This is a genomic window from Alteromonas sp. D210916BOD_24, assembly GCF_047159385.1.
GTDB lineage: Bacteria > Pseudomonadota > Gammaproteobacteria > Enterobacterales > Alteromonadaceae > Alteromonas.
The window spans coordinates 3,951,704-3,966,898 of sequence record NZ_AP038333.1; the positions used below are offsets into that span (position 1 = coordinate 3,951,704).

Here is a 15,195-nt window from a genome sequence, read left to right on the forward strand (position 1 = left end):
TCAGGTTAACGCAATACGTCAGGCGTGATACTGCGGTGAAAACCGTTGTACGTCTCACTGTTGGGGTTGCCCTTGTGTGAAAGGGGGTAAAGCGCCGGGGCTGAACCCATGCTGGCGCCGCCATCGACAAATAAGGTTTGGCCGGTAATAAAGTTTGCACCTTTGCTCAATAGAAAACAGATGACCGAGGAAATTTCAGCCTCGCTGGCAATGCGACCTAAAGGCACTGCATGAGGTAGACTTCGAATCGCTTGTTGCATGGCCTTAGGGTAGGTATCAAGGCCAGATGAGGCCACCCAGCCCGGCGCCACGGCGTTAATTCGCACGCCAAAAGGGCCCCATTCCCATGCCGCTGTTTGGGTTAAGTTTTCCACACCTGCGCGCGCAGCCCCAGAGTGCCCCATACCTGGCATGCCGTTTTTGTTGTCAGCGGTAATATTCACAATGGCACCGCCGTGATGTGAAAAGTGTGCATTAAACAGCGTCTTAGACATGAGAAAGCCGCCAATTAAATTGGTTTGCACGACTTTCTCAAAGCCGCTTTTTGAAATATCAGCAAGTGAGGCGCGGTATTGACCGCCAGCCGCGTTGACCAATCCGTGTACTCGTGAATGTTGTTTAAGAAGGGTTTCAATGGTTGCAGTAACGGCAGCTTCATCTCTAATGTCCAAACTGTAAAAGCTTGCCTTGCCGCCATCTTGTTTAATTTCGTTCGCGGTATTGATGAGTTTGCTTTCCCTACGACCTATTAAGATGACATGGCCACCCAATGCGGCTATTTCGTGCGCCGTGCAGCGACCTATGCCACTGCCACCTCCTGTGACGACAATGGTTTGGTTTTTAAACGAGTAGGCTGCAAGGGTCGATTGATAAGGCATTAGTGTTGGCCTCCCTTGGTATATGTCAACAGTGAAACTGGCACCTGGATAGGCATGGTCAGTAACATTTGGGCAGCCGCCTTGCCCTGACTATCTGTTCTAAGCGACGCCGTACCTCCGCCTCCCAAGGCTTCAGTCATTAAAAAGTTAAATGCATTTAAGCCGGCTAATTCAAATCGCGTCACCGAGCCTTCTATGTAGTGATCAAAAAAAGCACCTACTGCTGACTCAGTCAGCTGCGCGTATAGTACAGGTACTAATTGAGGGTGTCGGGCAATCACGCCAATATTCAGATTATTACCTTTGTCACCACTTCGCGCGTAGGCCAGTTCGATCAGGGGCAATGTCTGGGTATCCTGTACGTCTAAAAGGCTTAATGCTTCATCAAGTAAAGTACGGTCAAATAGGCCGTTTACCTTGTGTTGGCTTGTTTCTTTTGTCGCATACGTAGTTTGTTTTATAACGCTGTTATTTTTTTGAATGATTACGTCAATCTGATCTTTGTCGAGCAAAAACGTGTGCAGGCGAATGAAAGGCTGAGGCTTGGGTCTGCCTGCACCAAACCCGGCCATGCCGGGTGCGGCCGACGTGGCTAAGTAGGCCATTTCGTTGGCGGCAAATTGCAACGCGCTTTTGTCACTGTGATGTAGGGAGAAAACGGCAACCGCTTCTCGTGTATGGTGCATTTGAGCGTGGGGGCCGTAGGTATCTTCGCTGCCCAAGACTTCGAAATAGATCTGACGAAAGGGCGCTAAACCCTGCGCATCCAGCGCTGCTTGAGTGCGTTTGAGATAAGCGCGAATATTCGTAAGTGCCTTCTCGCGCGCAGCTAAGCCCGCCATAAAAAAGGTGCCGGTAAGTCTAAATCCATCAATGTATGTAGCACACACTTTGTATTTGTTGCCCGGTGCGCTGCCAGTAGCCCCCTGTACTGATACAAGATTGGGTCCACTCTGATGTAGGTCTATCTGTGTGAAATCACATCGTACATCGGGAAGCAGGTAGTTGGCAGGATCGCCAATTTCATACAAAATTTGTTCAGCCACGGTCGCCGGTGTCACAAGCCCACCAGTTTCTGGGGCAATCCCAATGGTAAAGCTTCCGTCTGCACTGACTTCGGCTATAGGGTAACTCATGTCGGAAAAGTCCGGCACGGTTTCCCAATCGGTAAAGTTACCGCCGGTACATTGAGCGCCGCATTCCAACACGTGACCTGCCAACGCGCCCTGAGCTAATTTATCGTAATCAGTGTCGTGCCATCTAAACGTGTGAAGCAGAGGGCCTAGGGTGAGCGCACTATCGACTACCCGCCCGGTAACGATGATATCGGCGCCGGCATCCAGCGCATCTGCAATAGGGCGTGCCCCTAAATATGCGTTCATCGACGTAAGCTGACTGGGCAAAGGGTCACCGGTGTCCATATGCTGGGTATCGCCAAGCGACATGTTGTCGCGCTTTGTTAGTATGTTGTCGCCATATACGCCGACGATGTTTAGGGACAGATCAAGCTGCTCGCAAAGCTGGTATAACGCCGTTATGCAGCCCGGCACGTTAACACCGCCTGCATTGGCAATAACTTTTATTCCTTTGGCAGCACAATCACTTATTACATCTTTCATAGCCACGGTCACGAAGTCGACGGCGTATCCTAAGCTGTTATTATGACGCTGCGCCTGAGACAAGATTGCCATGGTGACTTCAGCGAGATAATCAAAAATTAAAAAGTCGATATCGCCTTTTTCAACCAGTTGCCTGGCTGACAGCTGGCTGTCGCCATAAAACGCCGAGGCGCCGCCTATTCTTACGGTTTTTTGCGAAGAATTATTCACGGGGCTCATCCTCTCTAGTTGGAGTAATAGTAGCAATTACCTGTTTTGTCTTTACCTGTTCCCCTATTTGAGAAACGTGCAAAGACACTGTTCCTGTGCATTGCGCTTTTAATGGGTGCTCCATCTTCATCGCTTCCATGATCGCAACAGTTTGCCCGCTTTCTACTAGGCAACCCTCGTTACACAGCAAGGCTACAATAGCGCCATCCATGACCGCTCGAATATCCGTCGCTTGTACGGTGTTGTGGTGCACATTTTGGTGGTGGGTAACGTTATTAAATTGATAATGTCCTTGCCCATCGTCAATAAATAGCATGTCGTTATTGCGCCAAAAACACATACGCTGTCGCACGCCATTTACATGAACGTCACAACCGTTCGGGTTTCTGGTAACCATGTAAAATTCGATGTGCTGTTGGCATGTGGCGTCGGTTACGCTAAAGACGTTTTGCTGCTGCGTAATCATCAGTGCACTGCGCTTCTCATTGCAACTCAATGTGATAGGGAATTGTTGCACAATAGCTGCCTGCCAGTGTTCAGCGCGGGATATGTGGGAAGAGCAAATAAACAACGCAGCTGCCACTGCCTTACACAGAAACGAGGGGTCTGCACTGCCTAGAATGGCGCTGGTATTGGCGTGTTGTTCAATAAAGTGCGTGGTTACCGCGTCGTTTAAAAAGCCTGTAGACATTAAAATACGGGCCAAAAAGTGCTTGTTGGTGTTTACACCTAATAGCTGGGTATCGGTTATCGCCCGTGTCAGTTTACGCGCTGCACTGGCGCGATTGTCGCCCCACGCAATCACCTTAGCTAACATGGGGTCGTAATGGGCACTGATTGCACTATGTACTTGCATGGCGTGATCCACTCGTACATCATTTGCTTCTCGGGGAGGCTGCCAATGCCATACGTGGCCGGTCTGAGGGAAAAACTGCTGTCGGGGGTCTTCGGCATACAAGCGGGCTTCAATAGCATGCCCTTTTATTGTTACTTCTTGCTGGGTAAGGGGAAGCGGTTCTCCTGCAGCAATACGCAGTTGCCAATCGACTAAATCAAGCCCAGTGACTAACTCGGTAACGGGGTGCTCAACTTGCAATCGCGTGTTCATTTCCAAGAAATAAAAGCGTTTGTGCGTATCCACAAGGAACTCTACCGTACCTGCGCCGCAGTATTGGCAGGCTTTCGCGGCATTAACCGCCGCTTCACCCATCTTTTGGCGCAACGTTTCGTCGACAAAAGGCGAGGGCGCTTCTTCGATTACTTTTTGATGCCTGCGCTGGATAGAACAGTCCCTTTCCCCTAGATATATAGTGTTGCCATAAGCGTCGGCGAAAATCTGTATTTCTATGTGTCTGGGCTTAATGAGAGCTTGTTCTAAAATAAGTTCGTCATTGCCAAATGCCTTTTGGGCTTCAGACCGGGCAGCGCGGATTTGCGTGTCGAGTTCATTTTCTTCCCACACCAGTCGCATGCCTTTGCCACCGCCTCCAGCACTGGCTTTTACCATCAGAGGAAAGCCGATCTCTGTCGCTTTTTGCAATAAGGTCGCGTCACTTTGATCATCACCTTGATAGCCAGCAATGCAGGGCACACCCGCTTCTAGCATGGCTATCTTTGATAGCCGCTTGCTACCCATCAGCGCGATAGCTTCGGGACGGGGCCCGATAAAGGTGATACCTGATTGGGTACAGTTTCTGGCAAAGTCGGCATTTTCGGACAAAAAGCCGTACCCTGGATGAATGGCGTCTGCCTGGGTAGCGAGTGCGGCCTCAATGATGCGTTGTTGATTCAGATAAGAAGATGCGGCATCAGCAGGCCCGAGCAACACCGCTTCATCAGCAAGCTCTACATGGCGTGCGTCGCGGTCAGCTTCACTGTATACCGCGACAGTATAATAACCTTGTGCATGAGCGGTGCGAATAATTCTGCACGCAATTTCCCCGCGATTAGCAATCAAAATTTTGTGGATAGTGGTTTTCATAAGTACTCTACTTGCACCAGTAAGGCGTTCGTTTTTCAACAAACGCGCGGGTACCTTCTGTACCCTCTTTTGAAGTCAGGGATTGGACGAATAAGGTGGCAGCATGATCGAGCAGGGCGGTTAAAGGCTGATGCTCAATGTCGCGAAGTAACTGCTTGGTGAGAGCATTAGCTGACGGTGCACAATGCTTCACTTTTTCAATTAATGCTGTTTTTTCCCGTTCCCGATGTGCTTCTTCGAAGGTATAGTGAACAAGACCCAGCGCCTGGGCTTGTGAGAATGAAAGCTGCTCACCGGTAAGCGCTAATCTTTTGGCCTGATGCAGGCCAATACGTTTCGCGACAAATGGTGCAATTTGGGCAGGAATTAGTCCCAGGCTCGTCTCAGGTAGGGCAAAGTAAGCACTTTGGTTAGCTAACGTTAAGTCAGCGACACAGGCTACGCCGAATCCACCTCCAAGTACCGCGCCTTCAAGCACTGCTATGACCACAGCAGTAGCGTTATCGACTTTGGTGATCATCTCGCCAAAACGTCGGTTAAATTGCCATATCGTGCGCTCTCGCTGTTCAGGTGCTAAAGAAGAGAGGTGCATATCTGAAATATCACCGCCTGAGCAAAAGTGGCCATCACACCCTTCTATCACGACCACACGTATGTCAGGTAGCTGCGTGATGGCGTCGAAAACGTCAATCACTTCGTTTACCAGCGCCAGATTCATGGCATTTTTCTTTTGTGGTCGATTAAAGCGAAGAGTAAGCACACCCTTGTTTTCTTTGACGATTATTTCTTTAAATGTATTGGCATTTAATTCGTTCATAGCCTATTTACCTTTTGCTTTTCGTCCGTGCCTATAGGCGCCCTACACCAAAGCTGGTGGGATTGACAGTACGAGATTTGGCTTCTAGACAGATGGAGAGCGTAAATGCCAGCACACTTCGCGTATCACGAGGGTCTATTATGCCGTCGTCCCACAATCTGGCTGAGTTAGCCAATGCGCGAGACTTGGCTTCCATCGCGCTGATAGTGTGCGCAGCCAATGCATCAAGTTTTGCCTGATCTACATTCCCAGAACGGGCCATTTTGGCCTCGGCGACTGTGCGTAACACACTTCCAGCCTGAGCTGGGCCCATTACCGCCACCACAGAGCGAGGCCATGCAAACATAAAGTCTGGTTCGATACCCCGACCAGCCATAGCGTAATTGCCAGCGCCATAAGAGCCTCCTAACACCAGACTTATTTTGGGGACACTACAATTGGTGACCGCCTGGATCAGCTTTGCGCCGTGCTTGATGATGCCAGCGCGCTCGGACTCGGTTCCCACAAGAAAGCCCGTGGTGTTGTGTAAAAACAGTAACGGTAAGCCAGCTTGTTCACACAACTGAATAAACTGTGCCGCTTTGGCCGCACCGTTAGCGGTAATGGGGGCATTGTTACCGATAGCGCCGCACTTCATTCCCTCAATCGCCATATAGCCGCAGACTGTGCCCATATCAAAATCCGCTTTGAAATCGACAAATTGTGAGTGGTCAGCAATTCGAGCGATGACCTCCCGCACGTCGTAAGGGGTTTTGGGGTCGCGCGGCACAATACCAATTAGCTCGGAGACTGGGTAATGAGGGGAGGATGGTTGGGCGTCCTTTTCAAAGGACTCTCCATATCCTCCATGCCCTGGCAACGCTTGTTGCCAGGGTAATGCGGCTACGATGTCCCGTGCGATACGGATACTGTCATGGTCATCTTCGGCTAAAAAATCTGCTACGCCTGATACCTCACTGTGCATTTGTGCGCCGCCGATTTCTTCGTCGGTAGCAATTTCGCCAGTGGCAGCTTTAAGCAAAGGCGGGCCGGCGAGGTATACCGTTGATTGTTGCTTTATCATGATCACGTAGTCAGATAAGCCGGGTTGGTAGGCACCACCTGCTGTGGCACTGCCATGCACCACTGTAATTTGGGGAATACCTGCTGCTGACAGTTTGGCTTGCATGGCAAACCCTGCGGCAGAAAAACCAAACCAATCGCCTAGTGACGTGAGGTCGCCCCCGCCACTTTGCGACAGGGCCAAGACGGGTAGCTTTTGTTTCAACGCAATGTGATACATGCGAAGGCGTTTTTTGCTGCCTAACTCAGTAATACTTCCGCCTTTAGTTAGGTAGTCATCCACTATGATCATACAGCGTGTATTAGCTACGTAGCCAATGCCGGTGATCACCCCCCCGCCTGCAGCACTGCCGTCTTTGTCGCCTTCTTGAAGATAACCGCACAGGGTCGACAATTCTAAAAATGGCTGACCTGCATCTAACAGTAAAGACAACCGCTGGCGCGGCGAAAGTAAGCCCTTTTGGGCAAAACGAGGGGCTTTCTCCTTGGCAAGTGTGATCACGTTTCGCTCTATCTCGCGAAATTCTTCCACAGCCTGTTGCATGACTTGCGCATTAGCAATAAAGGCGTCGCTGTTTGTATCAATATCTGAATGCAGAGTAGCCATGAATTATTCCTCTAATTGCGAGGCGGTAGATGAAGTAGAAGGGCTAAAAACGGGGGTGTTTGACGCTTGTACGTATTCACTTTTTAGCTGTGTAACTAACTCGTCTACCGAGAGCACTTGATGGATACCGCTCACACCGTGACCGGCACTCCACATATCTTTCCACGCATTGCTGCCTCCCAGGTCAAGATCGACGGCTGTTTTGCTATTTAACTGTTCAAGGTCGATACCTGCACGGGCAATAGAGGGTTTCAGGAAGTGGCACTTCACGCCTGTGAAGGTATCAGTAAATACAAGATCATCTATGTCTGCATCGATAAGCATGGATTTATAGTCGCTAGGCACTTGCGCTTCTTGGGTGGCGATAAATCGCGTGCCCATATAGCTGTAATTAGCGCCTAAAACTTCTGTAGCTCTCACTCCAAAACCGTCGTTTATTGCTCCTGCAAGGGCAATCGGTCCTGCCCATATTTCCCGGATATCGCGCACCAATGCAAACGGATTAATGGTGCCCGCATGGCCACCGGCGCCTGCAGCAACGAGAATAAGGCCATCGACCCCCGCAGCCAGGGCCTTTTTTGCGTGGGTCAGGTTTGTCACATCGTGAAAGACAATACCGCCCCAGCGGTGCACCGCCTGAGTTATCGAAGTCGGGTCGCCTTGACTGGTAATGACAAAAGGCACCTTGTGTTTGCTTACTACGTCGAAGTCGGCTTGCAATCGCTGATTAGAAGGGTGAACCACCATATTTACTGCATAGGGGGCAATTGGTTTGGATGGATTGGTTTCTCGTGCAGTTGCAAGCGCGTGTTCTATCTCGTGCAACCATTCATCTAACGTACTTTGTGAGCGCGTGTTAAACGTGGGAAAGGAGCCCACGACACCATTAAGGCATGTGCTAATGACGAGTTGCGGGCTCGACACAAGAAACATAGGGGCACAGATCACGGGAAGTGCTAAGTTCTTATCTAGCGTGTCATAAACCTTGTTCATGGAAATATGCTCAATATCGTTAAATTGAATTATCGGCGTTTTGGAAAGATATCCATGTATTTGGCGATAATACCCAGCATCATTTCATCACTGCCGCCAGCGATAGAAAGTATGCGTGTATCGCGATAAGCACGGGATACCGGGTTATCCCACATAAAGCCCATGCCGCCCCAATACTGCAGACAGCTATCGGCGACTTGTCGCCATAAACGGCCGCTTTTGAGTTTGGCGATAGAGGCGAGATAGGTGGCGTCTTTACCGTCAATGTGCTCTTGGCATGCTTGCCACGTAAGGGCGCGTAGTAATTCCACCTCACTTTGTAGTTCGGCAAGTTTAAAGTGAACCGTTTGATTATTGATGACGGGTTGTCCAAAGGTCTGGCGGTCTTTGGTCCATTCGATAGTATCGGCAATAATGCGTTCCATACCTTTAAGCGCACTGGCAGCGGCATACATGCGCTCTTCTTGAAATTGCATCATCTGCATAGTGAAGCCTTTATTTTCTTCACCAATCAGATAGCGCTTGGGCACCCTGACATTGTCAAAGAATATCTGACCGGTATCACTGGCGCGCATGCCCAACTTGTTCAACGGCTTGGAGATGGTGATCCCCGGTGTGTTTAAGGGAACAATAATAAGTGATTTATTGGCGTGAACCTGACCTTCACTGGTGTTAGCTAATAAGCAAATCCAGTCTGCTTGCGTGGCATTGGTGATCCACATCTTGGTGCCGTTTATCACATAGTCATCGCCGTCGGCACGGGCAGTCGTTTTAAGGCCTGCCACATCTGAACCCGCACCGGGCTCGCTGACGCCGATACACGCTACCATGTCACCGGCTATCGCTGGCGCAAGAAAGTTGCGTTTTAATTCATCGCTTCCAAAGCGCGCAAGGGCAGGGGTGGCCATATCAGTTTGCACACCGATTGCCATGGGAATAGAGCCGCCGTATGCTCGTCCTACTTCTTCGGCGAAAACCAGGTTATAACTATAATCGAGTTCGGCTCCCCCATACGCTTGGGGTTTGTGGATCCCCAGTAACCCCAAATTTCCCATTTTTTTAAACAGTGAATGTAATGGTGCAATGCCTTCTTGTTCCCATTCTTCAATAAAGGGATCCATTTCTTGACTGACGAAGTCGTGTACGGTTTTTCTGAGTGCGTTGTGTTCCTCGGTGAACTGCATCGCTTGTCTCCACAAAATTAGCTTAGGTTTATAGTAATTTTGTGAAAAAAATGTTAACAGTGTGAGTTGGGACAATTGATTGGCCATTTGGGCCAAAATGGGATTTTTTGTCAACGGAGAGTAGGGTGCTTAAACACGTCACGTTATTTGCCAGCGAAAACACCATGGGCTTGAGTATGGGACTGACCCACGATGTCCTTAAGTTTGCCTCGGATCTGCAGGAAAAGCTGTTTGGTGTACCGATTGCGATAAAACTGGTTACCATTGACGGACAACCGACGACCACTTTCAGTGGCCTGGCTATTATTCCAGATTGTGCCTTGGCGGATATTGAAGAAACCGATTTAGTGGTGCTTCACAGCGTATGGGGAGATGTGGACGATTTATTGGATAAGCAAGCTGCCCTTTACCCTAAACTTCGTCACTGGCATGCGCAAGGTATTCCCATTATGGCTGCTGCAACGGGCGCTTACTTTTTGGCTCAAGCGGGTTTGCTTGACGACAGAATGAGTACCACCCATTGGCACAAACAGGCCCACTTTGCCAAATCCTTCCCCAAGGTGGATGTCAGAACCGATAGATTTATCACTGCTACTGGCGAGTTGTATTGTTCTGCGGGACTTAACGCCGGCATAGAGATTATTGTTTACCTAGTTTCCCGTTTGTCTTGTGCACAGGTGGGCAGTGCAATTGAACACACATTTTTGGTGGATTTTAAACGGGGTGTTAGCGGTGAGATGACCTCGCTTAACCACCAAACTCACCATCAGGACGATGAAATTCTTACCATACAGCAATGGTTGGAAATCCATTTTGCAGAATCGGTAACTGTCACTGAAATGGCCGCCCGTATCAATATGTCAGTGCGTACTTTTAAGCGGCGTTTTAAAGATGCTACAGGAGAAACGCCACTGGGGTATCTCCAGCAATTGCGTGTTGAGCAAGGAAAAGAATATCTGAAGCACAGTGATAAAAGTGCAGAAGAGGTTGCATGGGCTGTGGGATATCAAGACCCAGGCCACTTCAACCGCTTATTTAAGCGTACCTACGGCAAAAATATAGCGCATTGGCGTATGGACTACCGAAATCGAGTTCATGCTGCACCTCGCAAATCGTGAATCACCAAAGCGAGTATTCATTTTAGAGAGTATAGTGCTTTGCTAAATAGACATTTTAAAACAAATGAAAATAATTATCATTTGTGTAATTTTTTGATTTGAGTATAATCTCCGGCCACACAAATATACTAATCCAGCGCTGAGAGATTTATGAAACTACTTTCCTTATTTGCGTTATCGCCAATTGCATTTGCATTGTCTGTAAATGCACAAACTGCACCAAACGACACGTCTGAAGTCAAAGAAGCTGACGTTGAAAAAATTCGTATTGTAGGTGTGCGTCAAAATCGTGTGAGCCGCGGCGCAACGGGCTTAACCATGGAAATTAGTGACACGCCACAGTCCATTAGTATTCTTTCTGAAGATCTTATGCAGTCTTTTGGCGCATTCAACATCAACGACGCCTTGAAGCTTGCGCCTGGTATCAATGTTGAAGAGTGGGAAACTAACCGTACCAATTACACCGCTCGTGGTTTTGAAATTAAGAACACCCAAATTGATGGTGTTGGCTTGCCTAATGACTGGGGTATCGTTACGGGCTCTGTAGAAGCTTATGGATACGAGCAAATAGAAGTAATTCGTGGTGCCAACGGTCTTTTAACCGGTGTGGGTAATGCGTCAGGTACTATTAACTACGTGCGTAAACGTCCTAAAAATGAGGAAGGCGGTGAGATGGCCGTCAGCGCAGGTTCGTATAACTTCGTACGTGGCCAGGGCGATTACTCAATGCTGTTGACTGAAGATGGCAGTTGGGCTGCGCGTGTGGTGGGCAGTTATGAAGAAAAAGAGTCTCATCTAGATGGCTTAGCCAATGATCGTATGTTCCTATACGGTGTGGTAGATGGTCAGCTAACCGATAATGCAACGGTTACTGCAGGGGTGTCGTACCAAGATGCTAACACTGATGGCAATACCTGGGGTGGGTTGGTATTTAACTACAGCGACGGTACACAAGCTGAATGGGACGTGAGTGATACGACTACCCAAGAGTGGACGAAGTGGGATACAGAAGCCACCAATGCGTTTGTAGAACTTGATTACGTATTTGATAACGATTGGCAGCTACTACTTAGCTACAACTACCGCGATTTCGCAAGTCAGAGCAAATTGTTCTATGCCTATGGTGTAATTGATAAAGAAACGGGGTTGGGCCTTACCGGTTGGCCAGGTCGTTATGACGATGAGCGCGATTCACACCTCGTAGAAGGACGAATTTTCGGTAGCTTCGAATTATTTGGCCGTGACCATGAAGTCAACTTCGGCATAAGTCATGCTACCAGTGACGATGTGTCATACGTTCATGCATTTGATTATGGCAGCACACCTGCCTTTGGACCTACGCCAGCCTTTCCATACGGCATTGGCGACATTCCAGAGCCAGAGTGGTTAGCCGTATCTGAATACTCAAATATTGAGCAAACACTGACTCGCTATTTTGGCTCTGCTAAACTTAACATCACTGATGAGTTGTTTGTTATCGCCGGTTTTAATGCCATTGAATTTGAACGCGATGGTCAAAATTCAGGTGCCATAATCGACAACAAAGAAAGCGAAGCGAGTCCATACATTGGCGCTACTTATGCATTCACAGAAAGTGTTAATGCATACGTGAGCTATTCGGATGTCTATCAGCCACAAGAGCAATATGACATCAATGGCCAGTACCTCGACCCTACAAAAGGCAAAAACTTCGAAGCAGGGATCAAAGCGCAGTGGTTCGACGACAAGTTGATGACGACTTTTGCTTACTTCACAGCAGAGCAAGACAATCTTGCAGCTTATGCAGGTACTAACCCTGACACGCTACAATACTACTACAAAGGGGTATCGGTAGAGTCAGACGGTTTTGAAATTGAAGTAGCAGGTCAATTGACAGACGCACTTCGTGCAAACGCTGCTTACACCCACATTAATGTAGAAGACGAGCAAGGTAACGATGCGAATACTTGGGCACCGCGTGACGTATTGATCTTCCAACTGGGCTACCAAGTACCTGCCGTACCTGAACTTGAAGTTGGCTTTGGCGGTAGATGGCAGTCAGAGATCAGCAATGTTGATTACAATGTTGAGCAAGGCGCATACTTCCTAGCGAATGCCTATGCTACCTATGCCGTTACTGACGCGCTTGAGTTACGTGCAAACATTAATAACTTGTTTGATAAGAAGTATATCAACAGCCTTCACACTATCGGTTACTACGGTATGCCGGTAAATGGCATGGTCAGTCTGTCTTACACCTTCTAACTATTGTTCTAATAGTGAAAAGAAAGGGAGCATTTTGCTCCCTTTTTTGTGTGTTGAACAAGGCTAACTGCAAAAGGTTAAACTTGTTTTGTCTGGTACTTTTTAAGTTCCAGACGAGATACCATGGCTTTGTGCACTTCATCTGGCCCATCGGCCAAGCGCAGCGCTCGTGCACCTGCAGCAAATCGAGCAAGGGGAAAGTCACTGCACATACCTGCACCACCGTGGATCTGCAATGCCATATCAACGACCTGTTGAAGCATATTAGGCACCACCACTTTAATGGCAGATATCTCTGTCATGGCGTGTTTAACCCCTAAGTTGTCAATTTTCCAAGCCGCATGAAGAGTGAGAAGCCGCGCTTGTTCTATGGCCATTCGCGCCTCTGCCACGCGTTCTAGATTGCCCCCTAATTGAATAATGGGTTTGCCAAATGCTACTCTTTCGTGACCACGCTGTAAGGCAAGATCTAATGCTTTTTCAGCCATGCCGATAGCACGCATGCAGTGATGAATACGGCCGGGGCCCAAGCGACCTTGGGCAATGGCAAAGCCTTTACCCAATCCCATAATGAGATTGTCTTTGCTCACGCGTACATTATCGAAATGCATCTCGCCATGCCCATAAGGTGCATCGAAATCGCCATAAGCATCTAACATACGTTTAATGGTAATTCCAGGTGTATCAAGAGGCACGACCACCATACTGTGACGTTCGTGTTTTTCGTTGTCGGGGTTCGACAAGCCCATAAAGATAGTGATAGCGGCGTTGGGGTGACCGAGCCCTGTTGACCACCACTTTTTTCCGTTGATCACAACATCGTTGCCGTCATCGATAATGGTCGCTGCCATATTCGTCGCATCAGATGACGCCACGTCAGGCTCTGTCATGCCAAACACCGATCTTATTTCCCCTGCCAGCAAGGGCGTCAGCCACTTGGCCTTTTGCGCCTCGTTGCCAAAGTGATAAAGCACTTCCATGTTACCTGTGTCTGGTGCATTACAATTGAATATTTCAGGGGCAAATAGATATTTACCCATACGCTCCGCCAAAGGAGCATATTCCAATGTGGTCAAGCCCTGACCCAGCTCAGCATCGGGTAGAAACAGGTTGGCTAACCCGGCGTCGCGGGCTTTTTGTTTGAGCGCTTCGGTACCGGGGTGCAACTTCCAACGTCGCCAATCACCGTGGTTGTTTTCGCTGTGATGAAAGTCGTACACCTCGTTTTCAATAGGTGCAATGTGCTCGTCGATAAAGGCGTCAAGCCGTTTTAGCAAGGCTTTCGTTTTGTCGTTGTGAGAGAAATCCATAGTAAACCCCCAAGAATGCAAGTTGGTATCGTTTTGTTTTATTCATACTAGGGGTTATTGCGTGGTGAATGAAATGAAATATAATCCTATGTCGATGTGAATTATATTCATACTGTGAGGCATGGCTATGTGCGCTATCGTCCGACTGTATGGCGGTGGGCAAAGGCACGTAATAGAGACGCTAAAACAACGCTAACGATATTGGGAGTACAACATGCTAGAGAACAGGCAGTTTGAAAAACTCGATCTCAATTTACTGAAAATATTTGAGGCACTTTGGCATCACAGAAACATGACCCGAGTGGCAGAAGTACTTCACCTCACACCGTCTGCGGTAAGTCATGCTATGCGTCGGTGCCGTGACATACTCAATGACCCACTGTTTGTTAAAGACAAGCAAACCATGTTGCCCACAGCGGCCTGCGAAAGGCTAGCGCCTGCTGTTTTACAAGCGCTCAACGATATCAGAAAAGCACTTGGTGAGTTTAGCGCATTCGACCCGCTCCATAGTCATCAACGCTTCGTCATTGCTATGCAAGAGTCTTTGGAATTAGGCGTTTTACCCGTGCTGTTGGCCACACTAGAGCAACAGGCACCCAACATTGAGATAGCCAGTACACGTTTGCACCGCGATAGTATGCTCGCTGATCTGACTAACCGAAATTTACACCTCGTCATAGACATTGGCCGTTCAGTGCCACCGCCGATTTCACATACTCTGTTGAGAAGAGATACCTATCGCGTTTTGATGAATAAACGCAATCCGCTTGTTGGCGCATTGGACAAAAAGAAATACCTAGATGCGAGGCATATCACGGTATCAAACCGGACAAAAGGGGCGTCGGTTGAGGAACTTGCCTTACAGCAATTAGGAGTAAATCGCCCTTCAGCTTGGCGGTGTCAAAGTTATCGCGCTGCTGTGGACGTGGTGGCAAACACTCAGGCGCTTCTGACGCTGCCAGGGTCTATTGCCAGTGTGGTGACAGACAGTCAGCTGATAAGTACAAAGCTTCCCTTTACGCTGCCTGCATTTGAAACACACCTCTACTGGCACAACCAACAAGAGGGAGAGCCAGGCCTCATGTGGCTTAAAAACTTGGTGCTGAAGCTATTCGCCGAATCTGGTCTAACCAGATAAACTTTGTTAGCATTCAGCTACCCTGTGTTACGGC

The 15,195-nt window shown here is 48.6% G+C and carries 11 protein-coding genes; 3 read left to right on the plus strand and 8 right to left on the minus strand.

Features of this window, described 5'->3' with window-relative positions; all coding sequences use genetic code 11:
- Positions 1–5: 5 nt before the first annotated feature.
- The 7 genes from ACMCM8_RS17185 to ACMCM8_RS17215 are packed head-to-tail and all read right to left on the minus strand — an operon-like array spanning position 6 to position 9,351.
- Positions 6–878: an SDR family oxidoreductase gene (locus ACMCM8_RS17185; RefSeq protein WP_412723855.1), complete on the minus strand. Its 873-nt coding sequence runs from the start codon at positions 876–878 to the stop codon at positions 6–8.
- Positions 878–2,707, minus strand: a complete 1,830-nt coding sequence (locus ACMCM8_RS17190; RefSeq protein WP_412723857.1) for an acyclic terpene utilization AtuA family protein — start codon at positions 2,705–2,707, stop codon at positions 878–880. The genes ACMCM8_RS17185 and ACMCM8_RS17190 overlap by 1 nt, the downstream gene beginning before the upstream one ends.
- Positions 2,700–4,688: an acetyl/propionyl/methylcrotonyl-CoA carboxylase subunit alpha gene (locus ACMCM8_RS17195; RefSeq protein WP_412723859.1), complete on the minus strand. Its 1,989-nt coding sequence runs from the start codon at positions 4,686–4,688 to the stop codon at positions 2,700–2,702. Before ACMCM8_RS17195 ends, ACMCM8_RS17190 begins: the two co-directional genes overlap by 8 nt.
- A gap of 7 nt (positions 4,689–4,695) precedes the next feature.
- On the minus strand, positions 4,696–5,505 hold the full coding sequence (locus tag ACMCM8_RS17200; RefSeq protein WP_412723861.1) for an enoyl-CoA hydratase/isomerase family protein: 810 nt from the start codon (positions 5,503–5,505) through the stop codon (positions 4,696–4,698).
- A 31-nt stretch (positions 5,506–5,536) separates the two neighbouring features.
- The gene (locus ACMCM8_RS17205; protein WP_412723863.1) at positions 5,537–7,174 is read right to left on the minus strand and encodes an acyl-CoA carboxylase subunit beta; all 1,638 of its coding nucleotides are present in this window, start codon (positions 7,172–7,174) and stop codon (positions 5,537–5,539) included.
- Positions 7,175–7,177: 3 nt separating this feature from the next.
- Positions 7,178–8,167, minus strand: coding sequence for an NAD(P)H-dependent flavin oxidoreductase (locus ACMCM8_RS17210; protein ID WP_412723865.1), 990 nt, complete (start codon positions 8,165–8,167; stop codon positions 7,178–7,180).
- Between the two features lie 29 nt (positions 8,168–8,196).
- A complete protein-coding gene (locus ACMCM8_RS17215) occupies positions 8,197–9,351 on the minus strand; it encodes an acyl-CoA dehydrogenase family protein (protein ID WP_412723867.1) in 1,155 nt (384 codons plus the stop codon).
- Positions 9,352–9,476: 125 nt separating this feature from the next.
- Here ACMCM8_RS17215 and ACMCM8_RS17220 point away from each other — a divergent pair, with 125 nt between their 5' ends.
- Both ACMCM8_RS17220 and ACMCM8_RS17225 read left to right on the plus strand, forming a co-directional pair.
- Positions 9,477–10,469, plus strand: a complete 993-nt coding sequence (locus tag ACMCM8_RS17220) for a GlxA family transcriptional regulator (RefSeq protein WP_412723869.1) — start codon at positions 9,477–9,479, stop codon at positions 10,467–10,469.
- A gap of 150 nt (positions 10,470–10,619) precedes the next feature.
- On the plus strand, positions 10,620–12,713 hold the full coding sequence (locus ACMCM8_RS17225; RefSeq protein WP_412723871.1) for a TonB-dependent siderophore receptor: 2,094 nt from the start codon (positions 10,620–10,622) through the stop codon (positions 12,711–12,713).
- Between the two features lie 77 nt (positions 12,714–12,790).
- Here the strand turns inward: ACMCM8_RS17225 and ACMCM8_RS17230 are convergent, their stop codons facing one another.
- Positions 12,791–14,023, minus strand: a complete 1,233-nt coding sequence (locus ACMCM8_RS17230) for an acyl-CoA dehydrogenase family protein (RefSeq protein WP_412723873.1) — start codon at positions 14,021–14,023, stop codon at positions 12,791–12,793.
- A 214-nt stretch (positions 14,024–14,237) separates the two neighbouring features.
- On the opposite strand from ACMCM8_RS17230, the gene ACMCM8_RS17235 reads away from it, so the two are divergent.
- Positions 14,238–15,161 (plus strand): LysR family transcriptional regulator, encoded by a 924-nt coding sequence (locus ACMCM8_RS17235; protein WP_412723875.1) that lies wholly within the window; start codon positions 14,238–14,240, stop codon positions 15,159–15,161.
- The last annotated feature ends 34 nt before the right edge of the window (positions 15,162–15,195 follow it).

Excerpts from the sequence above, each read along its gene's own strand:
- ACMCM8_RS17185 (WP_412723855.1), bottom strand. The coding sequence starts at position 878 with ATGCCTTATCAATCGACCCTTGCAGCCTACTCGTTTAAAAACCAAACC.
- ACMCM8_RS17195 (WP_412723859.1), bottom strand. The coding sequence starts at position 4,688 with ATGAAAACCACTATCCACAAAATTTTGATTGCTAATCGCGGGGAAATT.
- ACMCM8_RS17200 (WP_412723861.1), bottom strand. The coding sequence starts at position 5,505 with ATGAACGAATTAAATGCCAATACATTTAAAGAAATAATCGTCAAAGAA.
- ACMCM8_RS17205 (WP_412723863.1), bottom strand. The coding sequence starts at position 7,174 with ATGGCTACTCTGCATTCAGATATTGATACAAACAGCGACGCCTTTATT.
- ACMCM8_RS17210 (WP_412723865.1), bottom strand. The coding sequence starts at position 8,167 with ATGAACAAGGTTTATGACACGCTAGATAAGAACTTAGCACTTCCCGTG.
- ACMCM8_RS17215 (WP_412723867.1), bottom strand. The coding sequence starts at position 9,351 with ATGCAGTTCACCGAGGAACACAACGCACTCAGAAAAACCGTACACGAC.
- ACMCM8_RS17225 (WP_412723871.1), top strand. The coding sequence starts at position 10,620 with ATGAAACTACTTTCCTTATTTGCGTTATCGCCAATTGCATTTGCATTG.
- ACMCM8_RS17230 (WP_412723873.1), bottom strand. The coding sequence starts at position 14,023 with ATGGATTTCTCTCACAACGACAAAACGAAAGCCTTGCTAAAACGGCTT.
- ACMCM8_RS17235 (WP_412723875.1), top strand. The coding sequence starts at position 14,238 with ATGCTAGAGAACAGGCAGTTTGAAAAACTCGATCTCAATTTACTGAAA.